Source organism: Leisingera sp. CC-HEC093 (assembly GCF_059429195.1).
In genome coordinates this window covers 3,999,025-4,021,540 of sequence record NZ_JCAIJR010000001.1, presented here as the reverse complement: position 1 = coordinate 4,021,540, position 22,516 = coordinate 3,999,025, and the positions used below count along the sequence as shown (strand labels likewise).

Sequence of the window (22,516 nt, the reverse complement as noted above, 5' to 3'; positions counted from 1 at the left end):
GCATTCTGCGCCTGCGGAAAGCGGAGGTGCAGATGCAAAGCAGCTATCAGATCAGGCCCCTGTCCGGCGCAGAGATCCAGGCCGCCGCGGGCTGGGCCGCGCGCGAAGGCTGGAACCCCGGCCACCGGGATGCGGCGTGTTTTGCCTGTGTTGATCCGCAGGGGTTCTGGGGCGGGTTTCTGGACGGGCAGATGATCGCCTGCATCTCGGTTGTGAACTACGGGCAGGCGTTCTCCTTCCTCGGCTTCTATATCGTTGTGCCGGAGCATCGCGGCCAAGGGTATGGCTATGCTTTGTGGCAGAAAGCGCTGGAACACGCCGGGAGCCGGATTGTCGGCCTTGACGGGGTGGTGGACCAGCAAGGGAATTACCGCCGCTCCGGCTTTGAGCTTGCCTATCGCAATATCCGCTTTGGCGGGGTGCCGTCTGGCGGGCTGGAGGTTTCGCCTGAGTTTGATCTGCAGCCGCTGACCGCCCCCGCGGCGGAGCTGGAGGCGCTGGACGCCCGGGTCTTTCCGGCGGCGCGCAGGACCTTCTGGCAGCAGTGGCTGGGGGCGGAGGGGCATCACGCCTTTGCCGCGTACCGGGACGGGAGTCTTGCCGGTTTCGGCACGCTGCGCCCTTGCGTCAGCGGCTGCAAGATCGGGCCGCTGGTTGCGGTGTCGCGCCCGGCGGCCGAGACGGTGCTGGCGCGGCTGCTGCGGGAGCTGCCAGCCGGGCAGGAGGTGTTTCTGGATGTGCCGGACCCCCATACTGCGGCGGTGGAGCTGGCGCGCGGCCTGGGGCTGGATCCGGTGTTTGAGACCGCCCGGATGTACCGCGGGACAGCGCCGCAGCTGGAGACGGGTCTGATTTTCGGTGTGACCACATTCGAACTGGGGTAGGGGGCGCTGCCCCCGCCGCCGCTGGCGGCTCCCCCGGAGTATTTTGAGCAAGATGAAGGAGCTTAGCCCTTGTCCCCGTAGGGATCATAGTCCTGCAGCCGCTTGCCGGGTTCGTCCACGAACAGCTCGGGCAGGGCAGAGGCATCTTCGATCAGGTCCACCCGGAACACCCGGAAATCCCCGCGCGTCTCGCACCAGGCGGTGAGGGTCCAGACACGGCCCCAGTATTCCATGTGCAAGGGACGGATTTTCCGGTCTGTCAGAGTGCCATCAATGCGCCGGTAGCTGAGCTGAAGCTTCTGGCGGGCTTTGATCGCCGCGCGCAAAGCCGGCATGTGAGCAAGGGCGCGGGCGGCGTCGGAGAAGGGGTAGACCGCAAATTTCCACGCCTCGGCCTCGGTTATGGTCTGCTCCGGCAGCACCGCGTCCACCTTGGCCGCCAGCGACAGGGCCGCGGCCTTCAGGTCCGGGTCGGCGGCCTCTGCCACGATGGCCATGCCGAGGTTCAGCGCCTCCAGTTCCTCCGGCGTCAGGGTCAGCGGCGGCAGGCTGATCTGCTCGCGCACCATGTAGCCGACGCCGCGCTCCCCCTCCACCGGCACGCCGGACGCCACCAGCGTGTCCATGTCGCGGTAGATGGTGCGGGTGGACACCTCCAGCCGTTCGGCAATGTCCTGCGCGCGGTGCAGTTTCCCGTCGCGCAGGATCTGGATGATTTCAAAAAGGCGGTCGGTGCGGCGCATGGGGCTAGCCTTTGCGCGGTGGCGGCAGGAGGTCAAGGGCTGCGCCCGGCCCGCAGGCGCAACCTGCTTTGTTTCCGGTCGTCAGGCACAGCCCGGAAGGCTTAAGGCGCCATCTGCCACTGCACCTCTTCATGGCGCATGCTGGCGCTGTCCGGTGCAAGGGCCGCCGCCACCTCAGGCGCAAACTCCTGCTGCATGAAGGTCTGCGCCACCTTTTGCGCCGTGGCCATGTCCTTCCAGACCACGTAGTCGGCCCAGCTGCCGTCTTCGCCCTGGCTTAGCTGACGGGTGACAAAGCCGTCCTGGGCGCGCACGAACCCTTCGGTGCGCAGCATCAGTGCGGTGAAATCCGCGGGACTCACGCCCTCGGCCAGTTTGAAGGTCACGATTTCGGCGACATGTTTGCTCATCACGTTTCTCCTGTTGTGGTGTGATGGGGTGGATTTACCGCCCTGCAACTGACATATACCTGTCAGTTGGGTGCGAGGCGGCGGCAAAAACTGCAAAAACCGCGCTTTGCGGGGGCGCTCAGGGCGCGGAGTTGCTTTTGCTCAAAGCACCGCCCGCGCTAAACCCGTAGCAACTAATTCCACCGGCGCCGCCAATTCGCGCCGGATCAAGCAAGGAGAGACTTACATGCTCAACAATATCGGCCTGCCTGGCCTGCTGCTCATCGCCGTCGTGGTTCTGGTCCTGTTCGGCCGCGGCAAGATTTCCTCGCTCATGGGCGAGGTGGGCAAAGGCATCACCTCGTTCAAGAAAGGCATCAATGAAGGGTCCAAGGAGTTGGAGCAGGACACCGCAGAGGGTGCCAAGGACGTGACCCCCGAGGCCGAAAAAGACAAGGCGTAAGCGCGGATGTTCGATCTTGGGTGGACCGAACTGCTGGTCATCGGCGTTGTCGCGCTGATCGTTGTCGGCCCCAAGGACCTGCCGGTGCTGTTCCGCAACGTGGGGCGGTTTGTCGGCAAGGCCAAGGGGATGGCGCGCGAATTCAGCCGGGCAATGCACGACGCGGCGGATGAGGCCGGGGTCAATGACATGGCCAAGGGCCTGAAAGCGGCGTCGAATCCGATGAGCACCGCGATGGACGGGGTCAAGCAGGCAGCGCAGGAGATGGCGTCGTCGATTGATCCCGCCAAATACGACCCCGGCAGCGAAACCGGCAAGCTGGCGGCGGAGCGCGCCGAAGATGCCAAGAAGATCCAGGCGTCGACAGCACGCGCCGCCGCCGAGCGCAAGGCGCGCGAGGCTGAGGAAGCGCTGGCCAAGGCGGACGCCGCTGAAGCGGCGCTGAAGCCTGTGGCAGCGAAGGAAGAAGAGGCCAAGTCATGAGCAAGACGGATGAGATCGATGACTCAACCGCACCGCTGATTGAGCATCTGGCCGAGCTGCGGAACCGGCTGATCCATTCCGTCGCGGCCTTCATCGTCGGCATGGTGATCTGTTTCACCGTGGCGACGCCGGTGTTCAACTTTCTGACCGCGCCCCTGTGCGAGGTGCTGGCCGAGAGCGGCCAGGACTGTGCGCTGATCTTCATCAGCCCGCAGGAGGGCTTCTTTGTCGCGATCAAGATCTCCTTCCTGGGGGGATTCATTCTGGCGTTCCCCTATATCGGTTTCCAGCTGTGGCGGTTCGTGGCGCCGGGATTGTATAAGTCCGAAAAAGGCGCGTTTCTGCCGTTTCTGGCGGCCTCGCCTTTTATGTTCCTGTTGGGGGCCAGCTTTGCCTTCTATGTGGTGACGCCGCTGGCCTATGACTTCTTTCTGGGCTTCCAGCAATTCGGCTCCGGCGGCGAGGCGGTGGTCGGCGAGGAGGTGAACCAGGGTCTCAGCGTGGTGTTCCAAGGCTCCGCCCAGGAATATCTGAACCTGACAATCAAGTTCATTGTGGCCTTCGGCCTGTGCTTTCAGCTGCCGGTTCTGCTGACGCTGATGGGCAAGGCCGGTCTGGTCAGCGCCGAGGGCCTGGGTTCGGTCCGCAAGTACGCGGTGGTGGCGATTCTGGTGCTGGCAGCACTTGTGACGCCGCCGGACGTGATCACCCAGGTAATTCTGTTTGTGGTGGTTTACGGGCTGTACGAGATTTCGATCTTTCTGGTGCGCCGGGTGGAAGCCAAGCGCGAGGCGAAACTGCGCGCCGAAGGCTACTATGATGATGAGGACGAGATGGAGATGGAGGCGCATCCGGATGATCCGGTGGCCGCTGACGCCGAGGACAGCAAGGGCTAGCAGGCTTGCAGCAGTTCGAAGAGGAAAGACGCGCCAGGAATGGCGCGTTTTTTTTTGCTGGCGTGAAAATGCTGGTTTGCTGTGTGGCCGCTGCGGAGACGGCAAGTTCCAGCTGCCTGTGCACGCAGCGCGGAAGCCGCTGCATGTGCGCAGCCGCCCTTGCTGCGGCGCCAGCATGAAAGCTGCCATTCTGGCTGGCCGCAGTGAGATTTTGCGCCCCAACCCAAAGGTTGCGGGATGGAGTGAACCTTCGCCGCAACCGCATTGAGGACGGCCCCGTGTTCGCGCATTGCGCTGGACGCTCTCTTTTGCCTGGTCTGCGGCAGTTCGGTGAAGCGGACCCTGGGCCGCGCCGGCATCCCGGGGGCGCATAGGCGGCACATGCAGGCAAGCACGCGTTTTCCCGGCAGCGATTATTGACACGATCAACCGCAGGGTCTTATCGTTGCCGCACTATCTCCCTTGTTTGATGTTGCTGTTCTGTGGGGTATTTGGGGAGGGTAATGGTTCCGGCCATGGGCAGGGCCTGCGCAGGGCAGGTTTGCCTTGATATTTGTGTAAGCATGCAACCGCGATTTCCGTGCGGCTTTGGCGGCCGGGGTCGGGTATGTTCGCCTATCAGGAAAACGCCAAGTTCACCCGCAGTTCCGCTTCCCGGTGATGGGGGAGTAATGACTGCCCGCGTCTGCCGCGGGGCGGCGATTGCGCTGCCGCGGCACGCCTGAGGCAGTCCTATACGCACGCCATGCAGGCCGTGCAGTTCGACAGGGGGACACTATGGCGACGATCAGCATCACATCTGCAGACGCAATCGAAAGCGTGGGATCCGGTTTTGGCGGGTTCGTGACCTTCACGGTAACCTTGTCCGAGGTGCCCGCTGATGTGGTGACGGTTCAGTACCGCACCCTGGGCGGCAGCGCGGACGAGCATATCGATTACCCGCAGGAGGACGGGACCATCACGTTTGCACCGGGCGAGGATACCCAGACGGTCGAATTCCGGGTCCGGCACGACGCGCTCGACGAGACCGACGAGGGGTTTGCCCTGGAGCTGTTCAACCCCAGCGGCGCGTCCTTCGCGGGGCGTGCGGCGGTGCTGCGGCAGACCGCCTTTGTGCTGGATGACGACGGCGCGGGGCTGGACCGCGCTGTCTTTGTCTCCTCGCCGGTGATCACAGAGGCGAACGGCGGCACCCAAAAGGCGGACTTCACCATCCGCCTGTCGGAACCTTCAGCCTCCAGCATCACGCTGGACTACCGGACCGAAGATGGCAGCGCCACGGCAGGCGAGGACTATGTGGCGAAGTCAGGCAGCGTGACCTTTCAGCCGGGGCAGACGGAAAAAACTGTCAGGGTCGACCTGAAGGGCGACAAAGCGATTGAGCCGTCCGAGTTCTTCCATTTGATCGTCAGCCCCGATGCCAGCCTTGCCGGAACCGCTGAAGGGCTCGCAGGGACTGCCACCATACTGGACAATGACGGCGGCGGCGGCCAGCCGCTGCTGTCGCTGGCGTCGGCGGATGCGGTTGAGAGCATCGGCTCAGGGTTTGGCGGAATTGTTGTCTTTACGCTGATGCTGTCGCGTCCTTCAGCAGATGCGGTCACGGTGAACTACCGGTCGCTGTCCGGCGCTGCCGATGCGGACATTGATTTTCCTGCATTTGACGGCTCAGTGACTTTTGCCCCGGGCGAAACCGTGCAGAAAATCGAAGTGCGGGTCTCGCATGACAGCGTGGATGAAACGGATGAGGATTTCGGCATTGAGCTGTTCGATCCCAGCGGCGCGGCCTTTGCCGGCAAGGCCAAGGTGCTGCGTGCCTCTGCATTTATCCTTGATGACGACGGTGCCGGGGTTGACCGTGCGCTGACGGTCTCGTCCCCGGTGATTTCCGAGGGCAACGGTGGCGCCCGCAGCGCGCTGTTCGAAGTGCAGATTTCGGAAGCGTCTCCGACGCTGCTTGAATTCGACTATGCAACCCGGAACGGCAGTGCCACAGCGGGTGAGGATTATGTGGCGCAAAGCGGCACCCTGCGGTTTGCCCCCGGCCAGACCAAAACGGTTGTCGAGGTTGAGCTGACCGGCGACAAGGCGGTGGAGCTGAGCGAGTTTTTCCATCTGTCAGTCACCCCGGGCAGCGGGCTTGGCGCCTCGGCCAAGGGGCTGACGGGAACGGCAACGATTCTGGATAATGACGGCAGCACCCAGCCGGTGATCTCGCTGGCTGCGGCGAATGCGGTGGAAAGCATCGGATCGGGTTTCGGCGGCACTGCGGTGTTTACAATCACCCTGTCGAAACCTTCGGCGGACACTGTAGAAGTGCATTACCGGTCGCGGGCCGGGTCCGCAGATGAAGATATCGACTATCCCGGCTTCGATGGCACGGTGGTCTTTGCCCCTGGCGAAACCTCGAAAACAGTCGAGGTGCGGGTCCGGCATGACAGCGTCACCGAAACCGACGAGAGCTTTGGCATAGAGCTGTTCGATCCGGCAGGGGGGATCTTTGCGGGTAAGTCCAAGGTTTTGCGCGCAGATGCTTTCATCCTGGACGACGATGGCGCCAATCTGGACCGCGCTCTTATGGTCTCTTCGCCGGTGATCGTGGAGGGCCGCGGCGGCGCCCGCAGTGCGTTGTTCGAAGTGCAGATTTCAGATCCGGCCGCCAGCATGCTGGTGTTCGACTACACGACGCTGGACGGCAGCGCCGTGGCCGGTGACGATTACACAGCGCAAAGCGGCAAGCTGCGCTTTGCCCCTGGCCAGACCAAAGCGGTGGTCGAGGTGGAGCTGACGGGTGACAGGACGGTCGAGCCGTCTGAGTTCTTTCAATTGGCGGTGACCCCGACCAGCGACCTTGGCAGCACTGCCGAAGGGCTGGTGGGCACCGCAACCATCCTGGATGACGACGGGGCTGGCAAGCGGCCGGTGCTGTCTGTTTCTTCAGCTGATGCAGTCGAAAGCATCGGATCGGGTTTCGGCGGCACAGTGGTGTTTACCCTGACCCTTTCGAAACCCTCAGCTGATACAGTCGAAGTGGACTACAGTTCGGTTTCAGGATCGGCCGCCGCAGGCGTCGATTTCCCAGCCTTTTCCGATACTCTGGTCTTTGCCCCCGGCGAAACCTCGAAAACTGTTGAGGTGCGGGTTCTGCATGACAACATCATCGAAAGCGATGAAAGCTTCGGTATTAAATTGTCCGGCCTTTCCGGGGCGGAATTTGCGGGCGGGGGCAAGGTGCTGCGCAGTTCGGCCTTCATCCTGGACGATGACGGGGTGAACCTGGACCGGACAATTCAGGTGACGGCAACCCAGGCAGAGGAACCCGCGGGCGGCGGCCGGTTTGCGGTTTTTGAGATTGCCCTGTCCGATCCCTTCAGCGAGACGCAGAAAATCCGGTACACAACCAAGGACAACTCTGCCACGGCCGGTAGTGATTACGTGGAAACCAAGGGTGTTCTCACCTTTGAACCGGGCCAAACCAGGGCTGCGGTCAATGTGGAGCTGCTGCCGGACTACCGTGCCGAAGGGACAGAGGCGTTTTCGCTGTTGCTGAGGACAGGCAGCTTCCCGGCCACGCTGAATCCAGACAGCAGTGTTTTAAGAGCCAGGGCGCAGATCCTTGACGATGATATCAAAGGCACCGGGCAGAACGACGTGCTTAGGGGCACTGGCGGGCCTGAGGGCATCTTTGGGCTGGGCGGCGCTGACAGGCTTATCGGTTTTGGCGGTGCCGACCGGCTGGACGGCGGCAAGGGCAGCGACCAGCTGATCGGCGGCAAGGGCGGTGACACGCTGCTGGGGCGCGCCGGAAAAGATGTTCTGCTTGGCGGTAACGGAGGCGACAGCCTGATCGGCGGTTCGGCAGCGGATACTCTGACTGGCGGGCGCGGCGCGGATGAGTTTGTTTTCAACACCGGGCATTCCGGCCCTGGTGCGAACAAGCGGGATACCATCACTGATTTCAGCAGGCAGCAGGGCGACAAGGTCAACCTCAGCGGAATTGACGGCGATCAGGACACGGCGGGGTTCCAGGCCCTGTCTTGGATTGGCCGGGATCAGGAATTCACAGGTGCGGCTGAAGTCAGATACGACACGGACCGTTCGCTTCTGGAGATCAATCTGGACAGCGACCTGGATGCTGAGATGACAATCGACCTTGACGGGTTGAACATTTTTGGAGGCCAAGACCTGCTGCTGTGAGAGCCTGATGAGTGACGGCCGGAGCAGATTCCGCATCCTCAGCCGGTGCTGCTGTCTTCCGGCTCTGGAACCCGAAGAGGAGGGAGGCGGGCAGGCGGCCTACTTTTTGCGCACGGCGCTGAACCATTCTTCTAAAAAGCGCCGGCGTTTTTCGGTGTCCTGATAGACCAGCAGGCCCGGACCCAGTTGGATGGGCCGTGCCGGGCTTGCGGTATCGACAAACGCAACCGGCGGCTTGCTGAAGGGGTAATCGGCGGCCGGCGGCTGCGACCAGGCCGCGGTAATCAGATGATCCACAAAGGTCTTGGCAAGCTCCGGCTGGGCGCTGCCTTTCAGCAGAACCGCAGACCGCATCATCAGGTGCGTATAGTCTTCGGGATCCACGACAATAATCTTGTCTGCCAAGTCCCGCCGCGCCCGCGCATAGCTGCCAAGAACATTGTAAGCCATCAGGATCTCACCTGAGGCGACACGTTCTATCATACTGGCAGAACAGCAGAGCAACCGAGGCTCCAGGCTGCCCAGCACTTCCATCAGGCGCCAATAGGTTTCCGAAGTGCGGGCATCCTGTGTCGCAAAGAGGTACCCCAGACCGCTGAGCGACACATCATAGGTGGCGACTTTGCCGTGGAACCGCTCTGGCTGTGCGCGCAGCAAGGCAATCAGATCCTGGCGCGTGCGCGGCTGGCTGCCGCCGGAAAATGCTGCCGCAGAGAGCACGATTGACGCAGGCTCCAGCGAAACCGCAAATACATGGCTTCGCCATTCCCCCCACTGCGGAACCAAAGCAGTTGCGGCGGAGCGGTGCGGCAGGGTGAAACCGTCGTTTGCCAGTTTGGTTTGCAGGTCCATGGCCGAAGACAAAGCAACATCGAACTTCTCATCGCCTTCCAGGATTGCTTTCATCACCTCGCCGCTGTTGGCAACCGTGTATTCCACCGCAATCCCGGGATGGTCCTGCAGGTAGCTTTCGATCAGCGGGGCCAGAATTTCAGTGTCGGTGGTCGAAATCACCCGCAGCGGCGCACCGTCTGGCGGTCCGATCCAGTGCCGTTCTTCAACTTCAAACCCGGACGCGGCCTGCCCGGCAAAAGCAAGAAGGGTCAGGGCAAGGGAAAACATAGCATTACGCAAGCGCCGGCTCCTGTTTTGCTGCTTTCAATTTTCAGTGTTCCGCCGTGGGCCTCAGCGACTTCGCGGGCGATTGTCAGCCCCAGACCGGACCCGATAGTGCCGGTGGCATTGGCGCCGCGGACGAACCGGCGGGTCAGTGCCTCAGTGTCCTCGTCTCCGAACCCGCCAGCCTGATCTTCGATTTCTATGCAGCTGTGGCCGCTGGATCCGGACACACGAACCCAGATCCGGCTGTCCTCCGCGGAGTATTTGATGGCATTGTCCAGGATATTGCGGACCGCGTTTTGCAGCAGAATGCTGTCGCCTGTTGTTTTTGCAGGGCTGCCGCTCTCAAAATGCAGGGCAATGTCCTTCAGCTCGGCCACCGGCTGCAGCCGTTCGGTCAGATCCCAGGCGAGATCGGTCAAATTGACCTCTTCCTGCGCCAGGCTGTCCGTGCGGAACGACACCATGGCGTGATCCAGCAGCTGCCCGGCGGCGCGGGAGCTTTCGTCAATGGCTCGGATCATTTCGCGCAGGCTGGCCCGGTTGTTCTCTTCTTCCACCCGCAGCAGCGTGACTTCGGCCTGGGTGCGAACCGTAGCCAGCGGCGTGCGCACCCGGTGCGCGGCTTCAGCGATGAAGTCTTCGGACCGGGCCAGCGAGGTTTGCAGCCGGCTGATAAAGCTGTTGAGGGAAGACACCAGCGGGGACATTTCAGAGGGCACCGGACGGGTGACCGGGCGCAGGTCTTTCGGGCCGCGCCGGGAAATTGCTTCAGTGAGCGACCGGAGCGGTTTGATACTGGACTGCGCCGACCAGAAGGCCAGCGCGGAGGCCAGCACAAAAAAACCGGCGCCGATGTATAGCGCCGACCAGGACAGCCGTTCCAGCAGTGCCGCCTGGCCCGACCGGGTTTGGGCGACCGAGACTTGCACCGGGACCGGCGCCCCCTTTACGGACAAACGGCGCGACAGGGTAACAGCCCGGATGCTTTCTGATTTGTATTCGACGGTTTCGAATTGCGGCTGGCCGGGCCGGACCGGTGCCTGGCCTGCCGGCAGATCCGGATACCCGGTTAGAACGCCGCCGGGGCTGGCGATCCGGTAAAACACCCGGTCGTCGCTGACATTGCCCAGCATGGACAGGGCCGCATAGGGAACATCGGCAGTGATCCCGCCGGACTGAACAGACACGGAGTCGAGAATGGATGTTGCCGAGGCAAGCAGGATCCGGTCGTGGCTTTCTTCTGCGACGTTGCGGACGAAGCCGAGAACGGCAAAGAACAGCAGTGCCGCCAAAAGCGCGGCGCTTCCGACAAGCTGAGCCAGCAGCCGGCGGCGGATCGAGCCGCTGAGGTTGACCCCGGCGCTCATTCCAGCGAAAGCCGGTAGCCAAGCCCGCGCACCGTCGTGATCTGCACGCCGGACCCTGCCAAATGCTTGCGCAACCGGGCTACATAGACTTCGATTGCGTTTTCCGAGACGTGTTCGTCATAGGAAAACAGGCGGTCCACCAGTTTCGATTTGGGTAAAATCCGGTCCGGCGCGTTCAGAAACACCTCCAGAAGACGCAATTCCTTGTTGCGCAGCGCCGTTATTTTGCCACCGGCAGAAACCGTGCCTGCCATCGGATCGAACTGCAGGCTCCCGAATCGCCGCAGGTTGGAGCTGCCGCCGCCACGCCGCCGCAGCACTGCCCGGCAACGGGCCTCAAGCTCCGAAAAGTCGAATGGCTTGGTGATGTAATCGTCGGCCCCGAGGTCCAGCATCCCGACCCGGTCCGACACTTCGGAACGCGCGGTTAGGACGATGACGGGGGTCTCTTTCCGGTTCTCGCGATGGGTTTTCAGAAAGCTGCGCCCATCCCCGTCTGGAAGCATAATATCCAATAAAATCAAATCGTAATCAGTGGTGTCGGAAAATGCAAAGGCGGTGCTGACGTCTGCTGCATGGTCCACGACATGGCCATCAAGCCGCAGCCGGTCCAGGATGGCGTTTGCCAGGCTGTGATTGTCCTCAACCAGAAGGAAGCGCATGGTTCCGGGTCCTTTCCATGCTGTTCCTGACAGGCCCGTGACAGGTCCATGTCAGCTTACTGTGCTCTCTTTCAGTCATGGGCGGCGCGACCGCAATTTGTCAAATGGGAGGACACAATGATCAAATGGACCCTGACGCGACGGGCCGCGATTGCGGCGGCGGCGGCAGCGCTGGCGTTTGGCGCACCGGCACAGGCGGAAGAACAGGTGCTGGACAGCATCCACTTTCTGATTCCGGGCGGCGCCGGCGGGGGCTGGGACGGCACGGCCCGCGGCACCGGCGAAGCGCTCACCGCCGCTGGGCTGGTCGGCAAGGCGTCTTATGAGAACATGTCGGGGGGCGGCGGCGGCAAGGCCATCGGCTACCTGATCGAAAACGCCGGCAGCCATCACGGCACGCTGATGGTGAACTCCACCCCCATTGTGATCCGTTCACTGACCGGAGTGTTCCCGCAGAATTTCCGCGACCTGACACTCGTCGCAGGCACCATCGGTGATTACGCGGCCTTGGTGGTCGGCAAGGACAGCCCGATCAATTCAATGGAGGACCTGCTGGCGGCCTACAAGGCGGACCCGCGGGCAACAGCCGTTGGCGGCGGTTCGGTGCCGGGCGGGATGGATCATCTGGTTGCAGCCATGGTGATGGAGGCCGCAGGCGAAGACCCGACGGCTGTGAAGTACATTCCCTATGATGCGGGCGGCAAGGCCATGGCAGCGCTGCTGTCCGGTGAGATCGCCGCGCTCAGCACCGGGTTTTCCGAGGCCATCGACCTGGCAAATGCGGGTGAAGTGAAGATCATCGGCGTCACCTCAGAAGAGCGCGTCGACAGCTACCCGGATGCCCCAACGATGAAGGAGCAGGGCCTGGACACCACATTCGTCAACTGGCGCGGTTTCTTTGCGGCGCCAGGCCTGCCCGAGGACAAGCTGGCCGCGTATCAGACAGCGCTGGAGAAAATGTACACAACGGCAGAATGGGAAGAGGTGCGGTCCCGCAATGGCTGGGTGAACATCCACAATTCCGGCGATGACTTCCGCAGTTTTCTGGAAGGCCAGGAACAGGCCATCGGCGATCTGATGAAGAAGCTTGGCTTCCTGTAACGCATCAGCCGTGCCGCGGCTTCGCGGCACGGTTTCCTGCCGGGCGGCCTAAACCGGAAGCCAGCAAATCCCAAAATCAAAGGAGGAGGACATGGCACTTGACCGCTGGATTGCCCTGGTCATCCTGTTGATCTGCCTCGCCTACGGCTATGCGGCGTTTTTCACCATGGACGCAGCGCTGCCGCCGTTCATGAAACGCAACCCGATCTGGCCGAGCACGTTTCCCAAGATCCTGTCGGTCATGGCGGTTCTTGTCTCGCTCTATGTGTTGCTGGGACTGGAAAAAAGCGCAGGCAGCCGCGAACCGATGGACATCAACTACCGGCGGCTGACGGACTACAATCTGGGTCAGGCGCTGTCTCTGCTGGGGCTGATGGCCGCCTATGCGCTGCTGCTGCGGCCTGCAGGGTTTCTGCCGGCGACAACTGGCTTTCTCGTTGCGGGCGCCTGCCTGCTGGGTGAGCGCAAGCTGCACATTCTGCTGCCGGTCGCTGCGGGAGCCGCAGGCGTGGTCTGGTATCTGGTGCAGCAAGTGCTGGGGATCTTTCTCAGCCCCTGGCCCGCAATTCTGACGAACGGAGGCTGACATGCTCGAAGGCATCATGGTCGGGCTTGGAACCGCCTTTTCCCTCACCAATCTGCTGATGGTCATCGGCGGCTGCCTGATCGGCACATTCATCGGAATGCTGCCGGGACTGGGGCCGATGTCGATCATCTCCATCATGATCCCGGTGGCGATCTCCATCGGCGATCCCTCGGCTGCGCTGATCCTGCTGGCGGGTGTCTACTACGGCGCGATCTTTGGCGGTTCCACCTCGTCTATCCTGATCAACGCGCCGGGTGTCGCCTCAACCGTGGCGACCTCCTTCGACGGTTATCCGCTGGCGCGCCAGGGCAAGGCCGGCAAGGCGCTGACGGTCGCCGCCATCGCCTCCTTCTCGGGCGGCACCATCGGGGCCATCCTGCTGATGATCTTTGCCCCTGCGCTGGCAACCGTGGCGCTGCTGTTCCACTCGGCTGAATATTTTGCGCTGATGGTCGTGGGGCTTTCGGCGATTGCCGCCTTTGCAGGCTCCGGCCAGGTCGGGAAGGCGCTGCTGATGACCCTGCTGGGGCTGATCATGGCCACGGTCGGCGAAGGCGCGCTGTTCAACATGCCCCGCTTCACCATGGGTGTCATGGACCTGCAGTCGGGCTTTGGCTTCATCACCCTGGCGATGGCCATGTTTGCCCTGCCAGAGGCGATGTATCTGGTGCTGGACCCCTCCCGCTCCAGCTCGGGCGGGGAGAGCAGCGAAATCAAGGACCTGCGCATTTCCAAAGAGGAGGCAAAGGCGATCACCCCGGTCATCGGCCGCCAGTCGATCCAAGGGTTCCTGATCGGCGTGCTGCCAGGCGCAGGGGCCACCATTGCCTCCTTCCTCGGCTATGCGGTGGAGCGCAACATCGCCTCCAAAGAAGAGCAGGCGCAATTCGGCAAGGGTTCGGTCAAGGGCCTGGCCGCGCCGGAGAGCGCCAACAACGCCGCCTGCACCGGCTCTTTTGTGCCGCTGCTGACCTTGGGCATCCCCGGCTCCGGCACCACGGCGATCCTGCTGGGCGCGCTGATTGCGCTGAATGTTTCGCCGGGGCCGCGGCTGATGGTGGATGAGCCGCAGATCTTCTGGGCGGTGATCATCTCGATGTATCTGGGCAACCTGATCCTGCTGATCCTGAACCTGCCGCTGATCCCCTATATCGCCAAGGTGCTGGCAGTGCCGCGCAACTACCTGATCCCCTTCATCCTGTTCTTCACCCTGATGGGGGCCTACATCGGCCAGAACAACGCCACAGAACTGCTTATCCTGGTCGGGCTGGGCATCTGCGCGACGGTGCTGCGGTTTGCTGACTACCCGCTGGCGCCCCTGCTGATCGGCTTTATCCTTGGCGCGATGCTGGAGGACAACTTTGCCCGTTCCATGCAGCTTTATGACGGGCTCGGGTTCCTTCTGGAGCGGCCGATGACCCTGGGGCTCCTGGCCCTGGCCATCATCCTGATGGTTTTTCCCAGTTACCGCGCCCGGCGTGCCCGGCTGCGGGCAGAAGGCGCTGCTGACGCAGACTGAACGCAGCAAATGGGAGGCTTCGGCCTCCCATTTTCATTTCCAAAACCGTTTCAGAACACCGTTGATCCTGCGCCGCCGAATGGCGGCTGCGGCAGGGGCAAGGAAGCGCTGACGCTTTCCGCAGATGGATTGGCCGCGGCTGCAACAGGCGGCACCGTCCCGCTTTGCTGCCCGTCACCGTTTCAATAGCTTAGTTGTCCCCCCGCCTTGGAACCCGGTCAATCCGTCGCGCCACCCGCCCAACACGCTTTCGTGAAACGCCGCCTGCCGGCATATCATTGCCCCGCCCCATGCGGCATCCTGCGGCCAGTCCTGGAGAAAGGGAGGTTTCCATGAACAAGTTTCTCGCTGTCCTGACCTGCACAGCCGCCTGCGCGCTGGCGTCTGCGTCCTATGCCGAAGACCCGCCAATGGGGTTCTTTGTGACCTCGGTTGGTCTTGGCGACGGCGGCAATCTGGGCGGCCTCGAAGGCGCGGATGCCCATTGCGCCAGCCTCGCAGAGGCGGCTGGCTCCACGGGCCGCACCTGGCGCGCCTATCTTAGCACCCAGGAAGAGGGCCAACGCGGCGTCTCTGCCCGCTCGCGTATCGGCACCGGCCCTTGGTACAACGCCAACGGCGAGCTGATTGCCGTGGATCTGGACCAGTTGCACATCATGCCCAATCTTTATACCCGCACCGCAGTGGATGAGAACGGCAACCGCATTAAGGGCCGCGGCGATGATCCGAATGAGCACGACATTCTGACTGGCACGCAAGAAGACGGCACCGCCTACTTCCCCTGGCAGGAAGGGGACAAGACCTGCTCGAACTGGACCTCTAACGGCGAGGGTTCGGCCACGGTCGGCCACCACGACCGCCACGGCGGCGGCAACACGTCCTGGAACGCCGCCCATAACTCCCGCGGCTGCAGCGCCGAAAATCTGCGCGCGACCGGCGGAAACGGCTATTTCTACTGTTTCGCAGCGGATTGAGGCGGCAAGAGCGAACAGGCTGGAGATGGCATGAAACAGAATGGCGTGCCTGATCGGGCGCGTCTTTCTATGCCGCGGCACCGCGCAGGAAGAAAACCTCCACCGGACCGGAAACACCGCGGAGGCTGTGGCGGCCGCAGCTTGCGAATAAATCGGGCGCAGCCGCGGCGACGGCTGAGGATGCGAGGACGGAGTGCCCTGCCGGTTTTGTCAGGCCTTCGATCCGGCTTGCCAGGTTGACCGCGGCGCCGAGCACCGTGAAATCCAGCCTGCCTGAACTGCCGATGTTGCCATAGCTGACCAGGCCCGCGTTTATGCCGATACCGATCTCCAGCGGCGCCCTGCCAGTTTCCGCGCGGGCGATGTTTGCTGCGGCAAGCCCGGCAAGCGCTTTTTGCGCAGCCTTTGCGGCCTGCACTGGTCCGGCCGGCTGTTCCCGTCAGCGCATGGAAGATGGACAGAATACCGTCGGCCATGAACTTCAGGACATCGCCGCCCGCTTCCTCAACCGCCTGCACAACCACGTCAAAATAGGTGTTGAGGGCCTCAAACACCTCTTCCTCGCTGGCGCTGACAGACAGGGCGGTGAAGCCGCGCAGGTCAGTGAACATGACCACAGCCTCCAGCGCCGCGCGTGATGGAGCCATTCCAGACAGCGTCCGAAGGTCCAGCCCCAAGATAGGTCCGCAACAGGCTGCGCGACGACTTGCGCATGGTGACAGGTTCCAGCGCAGAGGAGAGGCCGGGCAGGGAAGCTTCTATCATCGCCAGGTTTTCCGCAGTGAACCCGCTGTCCGGCTGTGTGACAAAGGTGCAGCCGTGCAGCGACCCGTCGCCGTAGTGCAGCAGTGTTGCATAGTAGTCGGTGCCGCCGCGCTCCGCGAACTCCTGATAGGAAATATGGTCCGTCTCAGGGTCAAGCGCGCGCAGGCTTTTGTGCAGCGGGCGGTGGTGGGTCAGAATGTACTCGAACGAACTGCCGACGTAGCTGTCTGTCAGCATCACATCATGGGTGACGTCGTAACTTTCTGCGCCTTCGGGCGTCCACACAATGCCCCAGGCAATCAGCAGCGGGTTTGCAAACCGCTGGCCGATGTTGACGCGCCACAGCGGCACACCGGCCTCCTTCAGGGCTGTGCAGTAGTGCGACACGACCTTGACCGGATCGCCGCAGCAGCGGCCTTCGGTGATCATCCAGTCGGAGAGTTCGGTTAAGAGGGCCATCTCACTAGGCTAGCCTGAATGCCCGCTTCCGAACAGATGCTGTCTCCCCCTTGCCGCTTGCCCCTGAACATGCTTTGAAAACCGGCAACTGACGGATGGAGGCACCCTATGGACCAGATCGCATTGACCCGCATTGCCGAGGCGCTGGAGCGGATGTCGCCTGCGCCTTTGGAACCCCCTGATTTCAACGCCGCCAGCGCCTTTGTCTGGCATGTGGGGCCGGAGCGGCTGGAGCCGGTGGAGGCGGTGAACCGGGTCGATCTGGATCTTCTGGTTGGCATCAACCGCTCCCGCGATACGCTGCTGGAAAACACCCGCCGGTTCGCGCAAGGGTTTGCCGCCAACAACGCGCTGTTGTGGGGCGCGCGGGGGATGGGGAAGTCGAGCCTGGTGAAGGCCGTGCACGGTGCGCTGGCGGCGGATCACCCGGATCTGAAACTGGTGGAGCTGCAGCGCGAGGATCTGCCGTCGGTGGCGCGGCTGTTGAACCACCTGCGCGGCTCGGAGCACCGGTTCATCCTGTTCTGCGACGACCTGTCGTTCAGCCATGACGACCAGCACTACAAGAGCCTCAAGGCGGTGCTGGACGGCGGCATCGAGGGGCGGCCGGAAAACGTGGTGTTCTACGCCACCTCCAACCGCCGCCACCTGATGCCGCGGGACATGATCGAAAACGAACGCTCCAGTGCCATCAACCCGTCGGAGGCGGTGGAGGAGAAGGTGTCACTCAGTGACCGGTTTGGTCTGTGGCTCGGGTTCCATCCCTGTGATCAGGACGAGTACCTGATGATGATCGAGGGCTATTGCGCGGCGTATGGCGTCACCGTGGACGCCGAAGAGCTGCGCGCCGAGGCGGTTGAATGGCAGGCCACCCGCGGCGCGCGCTCAGGCCGGGTGGCCTGGCAGTTCTTCACCGATCTGGCCGGGCGGCACGGGGTGGCGCTGCGCTAAGGCACTGAGACACAGCGGCGTCCTGCAAGCGGCAGGCGCTGGGCTGGCGGCTTCGCCCTGGTCCGGGCCCGGATGTGCCCTGTGCAACAAAAAAGCCCGGCCAAACAGTCGGGCTTTTCTTTATTAACAGAGACTTGCCGCTGTCAGTTCAGGTAGTTCAGCGGGTCGATGCTCTCAAATCCGTCGCGCACTTCGAAATGCACATAGGCGTCGTCACCGCCGCGCAGCGACGCGATGCGCTGGCCGCGGGCCACGCTTTCACCCTTTTTCACGGTGATGTTGTCGACGTTCTGGTAAACCGTCAGCAGCTTCTGGCTGTGGCGGATCACCACGATCGGCACGTTGCTGGAATCTTTGGTGATCGCCGCCACGGTGCCGGCTTCGGCCGCATTCACCGGCGCACCGGCCGTGCCGGCAATGTCGATGCCGTCATTGCGGCCTTTGGAGTAGGTCTTGATGATTTTACCCTGCACCGGATAGTCCATGGCTGCGCTGCTGGCACGGGTGGGGGCCGGCAGCTTCGGCTTGGGCAGGGTCTCAGCGGCGGGCTTGACCGCAGCCGGTGTGACCTGTTCCTCCGGCAGCGGTTTGCTGGCGCTGGGCGGCACCGGGGTCTCGGACCCGCTGCCCGGCTCGGTCACCACCACGGGCGCTGCCGCCGGGGCCAGCCGGGCCGCCGGTTCCTCTTTCAGCGGGATCAGCAGGAACTGGCCTTCGCGCACCGCAAAATCGCTGCCCAGGCCGTTCCACTCCGCCAGCGACTTCACTGGCACCTGATACAGCCGCGAAATGGTATAGGCGGTCTCGCCCCGCTTCACCTTGTGGCGCACCGGTTCAGGCCCGGCCTGCACGCGGGCGGGCTGCGGCTGGGGGGTGGGCTGGATTTCGGTGGTCGTCACCGACCCGGGGTTCGGGGAGGTGAGCGGTGCGGTATCGATGGCCTGGCCCGCCAGGGTGGCGATATCCACTGATCCGGGGGTGCCGCCTCCGGGCAGGCTGCCGGGCGCGCGCCGCGGCAGCGCCAGAACCTCGCCCTGGCGCATCTTGTCGCCGGCCTGCATGCCGTTGAAGCGGGCGACGTCTTGCGGCGGCAGGCCGATGCGGGCGGCCACGTCGGCAACCGTGTCGCCGCGCTGGGCCACTGCGACCTGGTAGGAGGGGTATGTGATCAGCCCGCGGGCATCGGGGGACGGGCGGCTGGCGGTGGCGGACTGGGCCGCGTTGGTGGTGTTGAAAGCGCCAAGCTGGCCGCGCAGGTCGTAATCCAGCGGGCCCTGGCAGGCAGCCAGCACCCCGGCCAGCGGCAGCAGGGCCAGCAGCCGAGCACGGGGCAGCCCGCGGAATGCGGTCCGGGAGTGGGGGGTCCGGGTCATGTCGCTCTCCTCAAAACACGGTTCCCCTTTTTCGCGGGGATTCTCTCGCGTCAATCACTATAGCCCATGCGGTTGGCACATGCGCTGAATTCCGCCGCCAGTTTACGTGTCTTTCCCCAGACCCTCAAGCAGGGGCACAAACCGGACCGGGCGCAGTTCGTCATACTCCAGCCCGTCGCCGGTCTTGCGCACCCGGATCAGGGTCTGCACGTGGTCGGACTGGCCCACCGGCAGCACCATGACGCCGCCGGTCTTAAGCTGCGCCAGCAGCGGGCCGGGCGGGTCCTCGGCTGCCGCCGTCACGATAATGCGGTCAAAGGGCGCCTGTTCGCTAAGGCCGTGGCTGCCGTCGCCCACCAGCGAGGTCACATTGGAAAGCTGCAGCTGGTCAAAGACGGCCCGCGCCTCGCGCACCAGCCGGGCGTGGCGGTCGATGGTATAGACCCGGCGCGCCAGTTTCGAGAGGATCGCCGCCTGGTAGCCGGAGCCGGTGCCGACCTCCAGCACCGTGTCGCGGGGGCTGATCTGCAGCGCCTGGGTCATCATGCCGACGACAGAGGGCTGCGAGATGGTCTGGCCGCAGGCGATCGGCAGCGGCACGTCCTCATAGGCGCGTTCTGAGAAGATGCCGCGCACGAACAGCCCGCGGTCGATCTCTTCGATCGCTTCCAGCACCCGCTGGTCGGTCACCCCGCGCGAGCGCACGGAAAACAGGAACTGCATCTTGGTTTGCGCGTCGGGCCCGCTCATGCGCCGGTGCTCTCAATCGCTTTCAGCGCCTCCATGGCGTCCCGCGCGGTCAGATCGGCGCGCATCGGGGTGGCAGAGATATAGCCATCCAGGTTCACCGCCGCGTCAGAGCCGGGGGCGGTCTCCACATGCTGGTTGCCGCCGCGGATCCACAGGCAGCGGCGGCCGGTGGGCGACAGCTGCTCCTCGGCCGTAAAATGAGTGCCGCGGCGGAAGCCCTGGGGGGCAACGCGGGCGCCTTTTACATCTGCCGCGGGCACCGGCGGAAAGTTGATGTTGTAAAACAGCCGGTAGTCCTGGCTGTCCTGCGGCTGGGCCGCGAGGATCTTATTGACCAGAGCTGCGCCATGCACTGCAGCGGCTTCGAACGGGTTTTCGGTCTCGCGGTTGGCGGGGCCGTAATATTGCGACAGGGCCATCGCCGGGATGCCCTGCAGTGCGGCCTCCATCGCGCCGCCCAGAGTGCCGGAATAAAGCGCATTTTCAGCCGAGTTGTTGCCGCGGTTCACGCCGGACAGCACCAGGTCCGGTTTTGCGCCATGCATTGCCACGTGAATGCCCGCCAGCACGCAGTCGGCGGGCGAGCCCTCAGCGGCAAAGCGGCGCGCGCCAAGCTGGCTGAGCATGGTGGGGCGGGTGTAGCTGATGCAGTGGCCGACGCCGGACTGCTCGAACGCGGGCGCCACGGTCCAGACCTCGCCATCCGGGCCTGCAACCTCATGGGCGATGGCGTCCAGAACCTTCAGCCCTTCGGCGCTGATGCCGTCGTCATTGGTGATCAGAATGCGCATGGGGTGCCTGCCGTCTTCAACCGGGTTTTCGATTGAATAGGACCTGTGCCAGAAGGGGGCAAGGTTTTCGCAAGGAGAAGCCGCATCCGCCGCAAAGCGGGGCAGGGAGGCAACAGGCGGGAGGCGCCGGAATGCACCGGCGCCGGTCTCAGGCGTCAGTCCGCCAGGATCAGCGGCAGGAGGCGCGCGACCTCGTCCTGGATCGGGGTCAGCGCATCGCGGTCCTCGCCCGGGTGGAAACGGGCGCGCAGCGCAGTGGCCATCGGCTGCGGCTCCAGGATTTTCACCACGGGGCCGGTGCGCGCGGTCTCAGCCTGCCAGCTGCGGGCCAGCGCCATCTGCGCCGCCTTTGTGGCGCCATAGGTGCCGTAGAATTTTTCGCCTGCGCGCGGGTCGTCAAAGAACACTGCACGGCCTGACTGACCCAGCAGCGGCGCCACGTAGGGGATCAGCACAGAGGCGGCAGTGGCATTGATCGCCACGGCCTTGGTCCAGTCCTTGGGCGCAACCGACGGTGCCGGGCACAGCGCAGTGGCATGGATCGCGGTGTGCAGCCACAGGTCCAGCTTGCCCCAGCGGTCATGGATGCCGCGGCAGAGCGTCGCCATCGCTTCTGGCACGGTGATGTCCATCGGCGCCAGAGTGGCAGAGCCGCCCGCCGCCTTGATGCGGTCGTCCAGCTCTTCCAGCGCGCCGGTGGTGCGGGCGACGGCAACAATGTGATGGGTGGGCGCAAGCGCCTCGGCCAGGGCCGAGCCCAAGCCGCGCGATGCACCGGTGATGAGAGCGATTTTGTCTGTCATGGCCGCCTTCTTGGGCTGCCCGCGCGGGCAGGTCAAGGGGCGGCGGCCCGGCCCAGGAATTTTCGAAAATTCCTGGCAATTTTCTTTCAGGAAATTTGCGCTGAACGCGGCGTTGTCAGCTGCCCGGCACCACCAGGCGCTTGGTTTCGCCGCGCTGGTTCAGCACCAGACCGTGCATGTCGACGGCGATAACCTGGCCCTGCGACAGGCGGGTGCCGCGGGTCACAGCGCGGGTGCGCCCGGAGGGCAGGCGAACCAGTGCGGTCATGCTGTTTTCCGGCCCGTAGATGCCCAGCAGGCTCAAGTTGCTGCGGTTCACCGCGTTGGGCTGGGTTGCCAGCCCTGCCACTTTGGCGGAGGTCTGATCGTTCGCCATCTTGTCCGTCCTTCGTTGATCCGGATGGCATCTGGCGTGTCGGCGCAGGTGTTTCAAGGAGGCGAACCGGGTCTCGGCGGAAAGCCGCAGCAGGCTGAGAGGAGGACCGCCGATGACCCGCGTCAGGGTGCGTGCGCCAGGTCTCGCGCCGGGCTTCGCGTCAGTCCTCAGTCCTCAGTCCTCAGTCCTCAGTCCTCAGGCGTCAAACACCAGGGATGGCAGGTCGTGGCCATAGGCATAGAGCAGCTCCAGCAGCTCCTCCAGCGCGGCGCCGTCCTTTTGCAGGGGGTAAAGCGGGTGGTTCTGCTCGGTGACCTTCAGCTCCGGATACTGGCCGCCGGGGCGCATTTCCAGCATGCAGCCCGCAGGCATCGGCATATCCGGCGGGATGGCATTGGCCAGCCAGGCAGGGCGGTCGCCCAGGTTTTCGGTCTCGCGCATCTCGAAGAGATCGAGATAGGCGTCGAAATCATCCCGGCTGAGGCTGGCCCAGGTGCCCAGGATGAACTCCTCGCCGCGGGTGCCGGACAGCGGAATCGCCAGCACCGCGCGGACAAAGCGCAGTTCGCCAAGGCGGCAGAAATCCTCGGTCAGGATGTCGCCGCGGGTGGCCAGCACCGCAGAGTTGTCCTCTACCTCCATATCCTCGGAGCAGATATCGGGCCGGTCGCAGCTGAGGCTGAGCAATTGCGCAAACGTCGCGCCGCAGCAGCGGCACTGGCGCGGGGAGGTCAGCATGCGGGCAAGATGCGCGTCCAAAGGGAGGCCTTTCGTCAGGAGCATAGGAAAAGGCGCGGGCCGTCATGGCCAGCGCCTTTCCATACAGAATTCCCGGCCCTCATACGCGGATGCGGACGGAAGT

24 protein-coding genes are annotated in these 22,516 nt (G+C 63.7%); 11 read left to right on the top strand and 13 right to left on the bottom strand.

Annotated features, from left to right (window positions below; all coding sequences use genetic code 11):
• Positions 1 to 32: 32 nt before the first annotated feature.
• Positions 33 to 884, top strand: coding sequence for a GNAT family N-acetyltransferase (locus AC5STB_RS19805; RefSeq protein WP_495444485.1), 852 nt, complete (start codon positions 33 to 35; stop codon positions 882 to 884).
• Positions 885 to 946: 62 nt separating this feature from the next.
• On the opposite strand, the gene AC5STB_RS19800 is transcribed toward AC5STB_RS19805, so the two are convergent.
• Both AC5STB_RS19800 and AC5STB_RS19795 read right to left on the bottom strand, forming a co-directional pair.
• Entirely contained in the window at positions 947 to 1,627 is a 681-nt protein-coding gene (locus tag AC5STB_RS19800; protein WP_495444484.1) for a helix-turn-helix transcriptional regulator, read from the bottom strand.
• Between the two features lie 101 nt (positions 1,628 to 1,728).
• Positions 1,729 to 2,037 (bottom strand): hypothetical protein, encoded by a 309-nt coding sequence (locus AC5STB_RS19795; protein ID WP_495444483.1) that lies wholly within the window; start codon positions 2,035 to 2,037, stop codon positions 1,729 to 1,731.
• A gap of 226 nt (positions 2,038 to 2,263) precedes the next feature.
• Between AC5STB_RS19795 and AC5STB_RS19790 the strand changes: the two genes are divergently transcribed.
• The 4 genes from AC5STB_RS19790 (at position 2,264) to AC5STB_RS19775 (ending at position 8,055) form a co-directional block, all read left to right on the top strand.
• Positions 2,264 to 2,479: a twin-arginine translocase TatA/TatE family subunit gene (locus tag AC5STB_RS19790; protein ID WP_495444482.1), complete on the top strand. Its 216-nt coding sequence runs from the start codon at positions 2,264 to 2,266 to the stop codon at positions 2,477 to 2,479.
• Positions 2,480 to 2,485: 6 nt separating this feature from the next.
• Positions 2,486 to 2,962, top strand: coding sequence for a Sec-independent protein translocase protein TatB (tatB, locus tag AC5STB_RS19785; protein WP_495444481.1), 477 nt, complete (start codon positions 2,486 to 2,488; stop codon positions 2,960 to 2,962).
• Positions 2,959 to 3,858, top strand: a complete 900-nt coding sequence (gene tatC / locus AC5STB_RS19780) for a twin-arginine translocase subunit TatC (protein WP_495444480.1) — start codon at positions 2,959 to 2,961, stop codon at positions 3,856 to 3,858. Before tatB ends, tatC begins: the two co-directional genes overlap by 4 nt.
• A 777-nt stretch (positions 3,859 to 4,635) precedes the next feature.
• Positions 4,636 to 8,055 carry a Calx-beta domain-containing protein gene (locus AC5STB_RS19775; RefSeq protein ID WP_495444479.1) on the top strand — a complete coding sequence of 1,140 codons (3,420 nt, stop codon included), beginning with the start codon at positions 4,636 to 4,638 and terminating at the stop codon, positions 8,053 to 8,055.
• Between the two features lie 99 nt (positions 8,056 to 8,154).
• On the opposite strand, the gene AC5STB_RS19770 is transcribed toward AC5STB_RS19775, so the two are convergent.
• The 3 genes from AC5STB_RS19770 to AC5STB_RS19760 are packed head-to-tail and all read right to left on the bottom strand — an operon-like array spanning position 8,155 to position 11,206.
• A complete protein-coding gene (locus tag AC5STB_RS19770; RefSeq protein WP_495444478.1) occupies positions 8,155 to 9,177 on the bottom strand; it encodes an ABC transporter substrate-binding protein in 1,023 nt (340 codons plus the stop codon).
• Complete coding sequence (locus AC5STB_RS19765) at positions 9,159 to 10,544, bottom strand: sensor histidine kinase (RefSeq protein ID WP_495444477.1); 1,386 nt, start codon at positions 10,542 to 10,544, stop codon at positions 9,159 to 9,161. Before AC5STB_RS19765 ends, AC5STB_RS19770 begins: the two co-directional genes overlap by 19 nt.
• A complete protein-coding gene (locus tag AC5STB_RS19760) occupies positions 10,541 to 11,206 on the bottom strand; it encodes a response regulator transcription factor (RefSeq protein ID WP_495444476.1) in 666 nt (221 codons plus the stop codon). The genes AC5STB_RS19765 and AC5STB_RS19760 overlap by 4 nt, the downstream gene beginning before the upstream one ends.
• Before the next feature lie 117 nt (positions 11,207 to 11,323).
• Here AC5STB_RS19760 and AC5STB_RS19755 point away from each other — a divergent pair, with 117 nt between their 5' ends.
• From AC5STB_RS19755 to AC5STB_RS19740, 4 genes are all read left to right on the top strand, one after another.
• Entirely contained in the window at positions 11,324 to 12,307 is a 984-nt protein-coding gene (locus tag AC5STB_RS19755) for a tripartite tricarboxylate transporter substrate binding protein (protein ID WP_495444475.1), read from the top strand.
• 91 nt (positions 12,308 to 12,398) lie between these two features.
• The gene (locus tag AC5STB_RS19750) at positions 12,399 to 12,893 is read left to right on the top strand and encodes a tripartite tricarboxylate transporter TctB family protein (protein ID WP_495444474.1); all 495 of its coding nucleotides are present in this window, start codon (positions 12,399 to 12,401) and stop codon (positions 12,891 to 12,893) included.
• 1 nt (position 12,894) lies between these two features.
• Positions 12,895 to 14,412 (top strand): tripartite tricarboxylate transporter permease, encoded by a 1,518-nt coding sequence (locus tag AC5STB_RS19745; RefSeq protein ID WP_495444473.1) that lies wholly within the window; start codon positions 12,895 to 12,897, stop codon positions 14,410 to 14,412.
• Positions 14,413 to 14,744: 332 nt separating this feature from the next.
• Positions 14,745 to 15,386, top strand: coding sequence for a hypothetical protein (locus AC5STB_RS19740; protein WP_495444472.1), 642 nt, complete (start codon positions 14,745 to 14,747; stop codon positions 15,384 to 15,386).
• 67 nt (positions 15,387 to 15,453) lie between these two features.
• Here AC5STB_RS19740 and AC5STB_RS19735 read toward each other — a convergent pair whose 3' ends face one another.
• Positions 15,454 to 15,804 carry an adenylate/guanylate cyclase domain-containing protein gene (locus AC5STB_RS19735; protein ID WP_495444471.1) on the bottom strand — a complete coding sequence of 117 codons (351 nt, stop codon included), beginning with the start codon at positions 15,802 to 15,804 and terminating at the stop codon, positions 15,454 to 15,456.
• Between the two features lie 28 nt (positions 15,805 to 15,832).
• Between AC5STB_RS19735 and AC5STB_RS19730 the strand changes: the two genes are divergently transcribed.
• A complete protein-coding gene (locus AC5STB_RS19730; RefSeq protein ID WP_495444470.1) occupies positions 15,833 to 16,024 on the top strand; it encodes a hypothetical protein in 192 nt (63 codons plus the stop codon).
• Here AC5STB_RS19730 and AC5STB_RS19725 read toward each other — a convergent pair.
• On the bottom strand, positions 15,987 to 16,610 hold the full coding sequence (locus AC5STB_RS19725) for a hypothetical protein (RefSeq protein WP_495444469.1): 624 nt from the start codon (positions 16,608 to 16,610) through the stop codon (positions 15,987 to 15,989). The two genes, AC5STB_RS19730 and AC5STB_RS19725, sit on opposite strands and share 38 nt — an antisense overlap.
• A gap of 108 nt (positions 16,611 to 16,718) precedes the next feature.
• Here AC5STB_RS19725 and AC5STB_RS19720 point away from each other — a divergent pair, with 108 nt between their 5' ends.
• Positions 16,719 to 17,561, top strand: coding sequence for an ATP-binding protein (locus tag AC5STB_RS19720; protein WP_495444468.1), 843 nt, complete (start codon positions 16,719 to 16,721; stop codon positions 17,559 to 17,561).
• Between the two features lie 143 nt (positions 17,562 to 17,704).
• Here AC5STB_RS19720 and AC5STB_RS19715 read toward each other — a convergent pair whose 3' ends face one another.
• The 6 genes from AC5STB_RS19715 to AC5STB_RS19690 all read right to left on the bottom strand — a co-directional run bounded on the left by AC5STB_RS19715 (position 17,705) and on the right by AC5STB_RS19690 (position 22,437).
• On the bottom strand, positions 17,705 to 18,934 hold the full coding sequence (locus AC5STB_RS19715; protein ID WP_495444467.1) for a peptidoglycan DD-metalloendopeptidase family protein: 1,230 nt from the start codon (positions 18,932 to 18,934) through the stop codon (positions 17,705 to 17,707).
• Between the two features lie 102 nt (positions 18,935 to 19,036).
• Complete coding sequence (locus AC5STB_RS19710; RefSeq protein ID WP_495444466.1) at positions 19,037 to 19,684, bottom strand: protein-L-isoaspartate(D-aspartate) O-methyltransferase; 648 nt, start codon at positions 19,682 to 19,684, stop codon at positions 19,037 to 19,039.
• Positions 19,681 to 20,475 (bottom strand): 5'/3'-nucleotidase SurE, encoded by a 795-nt coding sequence (gene surE / locus AC5STB_RS19705; RefSeq protein WP_495444465.1) that lies wholly within the window; start codon positions 20,473 to 20,475, stop codon positions 19,681 to 19,683. The genes AC5STB_RS19710 and surE overlap by 4 nt, the downstream gene beginning before the upstream one ends.
• A 155-nt stretch (positions 20,476 to 20,630) precedes the next feature.
• Entirely contained in the window at positions 20,631 to 21,278 is a 648-nt protein-coding gene (locus AC5STB_RS19700) for an SDR family NAD(P)-dependent oxidoreductase (protein ID WP_495444464.1), read from the bottom strand.
• Between the two features lie 115 nt (positions 21,279 to 21,393).
• Positions 21,394 to 21,654, bottom strand: coding sequence for a hypothetical protein (locus tag AC5STB_RS19695; RefSeq protein ID WP_495444463.1), 261 nt, complete (start codon positions 21,652 to 21,654; stop codon positions 21,394 to 21,396).
• Positions 21,655 to 21,849: 195 nt separating this feature from the next.
• Positions 21,850 to 22,437, bottom strand: a complete 588-nt coding sequence (locus AC5STB_RS19690) for a DUF2199 domain-containing protein (RefSeq protein ID WP_495444462.1) — start codon at positions 22,435 to 22,437, stop codon at positions 21,850 to 21,852.
• Positions 22,438 to 22,516: the final 79 nt, after the last annotated feature.

Coding starts and splice junctions, on each gene's coding strand:
- AC5STB_RS19805 (WP_495444485.1), top strand. CDS start 33: ATGCAAAGCAGCTATCAGATCAGGCCCCTGTCCGGCGCAGAGATCCAG.
- AC5STB_RS19800 (WP_495444484.1), bottom strand. CDS start 1,627: ATGCGCCGCACCGACCGCCTTTTTGAAATCATCCAGATCCTGCGCGAC.
- AC5STB_RS19795 (WP_495444483.1), bottom strand. CDS start 2,037: ATGAGCAAACATGTCGCCGAAATCGTGACCTTCAAACTGGCCGAGGGC.
- AC5STB_RS19790 (WP_495444482.1), top strand. CDS start 2,264: ATGCTCAACAATATCGGCCTGCCTGGCCTGCTGCTCATCGCCGTCGTG.
- tatB (WP_495444481.1), top strand. CDS start 2,486: ATGTTCGATCTTGGGTGGACCGAACTGCTGGTCATCGGCGTTGTCGCG.
- tatC (WP_495444480.1), top strand. CDS start 2,959: ATGAGCAAGACGGATGAGATCGATGACTCAACCGCACCGCTGATTGAG.
- AC5STB_RS19775 (WP_495444479.1), top strand. CDS start 4,636: ATGGCGACGATCAGCATCACATCTGCAGACGCAATCGAAAGCGTGGGA.
- AC5STB_RS19770 (WP_495444478.1), bottom strand. CDS start 9,177: ATGTTTTCCCTTGCCCTGACCCTTCTTGCTTTTGCCGGGCAGGCCGCG.
- AC5STB_RS19765 (WP_495444477.1), bottom strand. CDS start 10,544: ATGAGCGCCGGGGTCAACCTCAGCGGCTCGATCCGCCGCCGGCTGCTG.
- AC5STB_RS19760 (WP_495444476.1), bottom strand. CDS start 11,206: ATGCGCTTCCTTCTGGTTGAGGACAATCACAGCCTGGCAAACGCCATC.
- AC5STB_RS19755 (WP_495444475.1), top strand. CDS start 11,324: ATGATCAAATGGACCCTGACGCGACGGGCCGCGATTGCGGCGGCGGCG.
- AC5STB_RS19750 (WP_495444474.1), top strand. CDS start 12,399: ATGGCACTTGACCGCTGGATTGCCCTGGTCATCCTGTTGATCTGCCTC.
- AC5STB_RS19745 (WP_495444473.1), top strand. CDS start 12,895: ATGCTCGAAGGCATCATGGTCGGGCTTGGAACCGCCTTTTCCCTCACC.
- AC5STB_RS19740 (WP_495444472.1), top strand. CDS start 14,745: ATGAACAAGTTTCTCGCTGTCCTGACCTGCACAGCCGCCTGCGCGCTG.
- AC5STB_RS19730 (WP_495444470.1), top strand. CDS start 15,833: ATGGAAGATGGACAGAATACCGTCGGCCATGAACTTCAGGACATCGCC.
- AC5STB_RS19725 (WP_495444469.1), bottom strand. CDS start 16,610: ATGGCCCTCTTAACCGAACTCTCCGACTGGATGATCACCGAAGGCCGC.
- AC5STB_RS19720 (WP_495444468.1), top strand. CDS start 16,719: ATGGACCAGATCGCATTGACCCGCATTGCCGAGGCGCTGGAGCGGATG.
- AC5STB_RS19715 (WP_495444467.1), bottom strand. CDS start 18,934: ATGACCCGGACCCCCCACTCCCGGACCGCATTCCGCGGGCTGCCCCGT.
- AC5STB_RS19710 (WP_495444466.1), bottom strand. CDS start 19,684: ATGAGCGGGCCCGACGCGCAAACCAAGATGCAGTTCCTGTTTTCCGTG.
- surE (WP_495444465.1), bottom strand. CDS start 20,475: ATGCGCATTCTGATCACCAATGACGACGGCATCAGCGCCGAAGGGCTG.
- AC5STB_RS19700 (WP_495444464.1), bottom strand. CDS start 21,278: ATGACAGACAAAATCGCTCTCATCACCGGTGCATCGCGCGGCTTGGGC.
- AC5STB_RS19695 (WP_495444463.1), bottom strand. CDS start 21,654: ATGGCGAACGATCAGACCTCCGCCAAAGTGGCAGGGCTGGCAACCCAG.
- AC5STB_RS19690 (WP_495444462.1), bottom strand. CDS start 22,437: ATGCTCCTGACGAAAGGCCTCCCTTTGGACGCGCATCTTGCCCGCATG.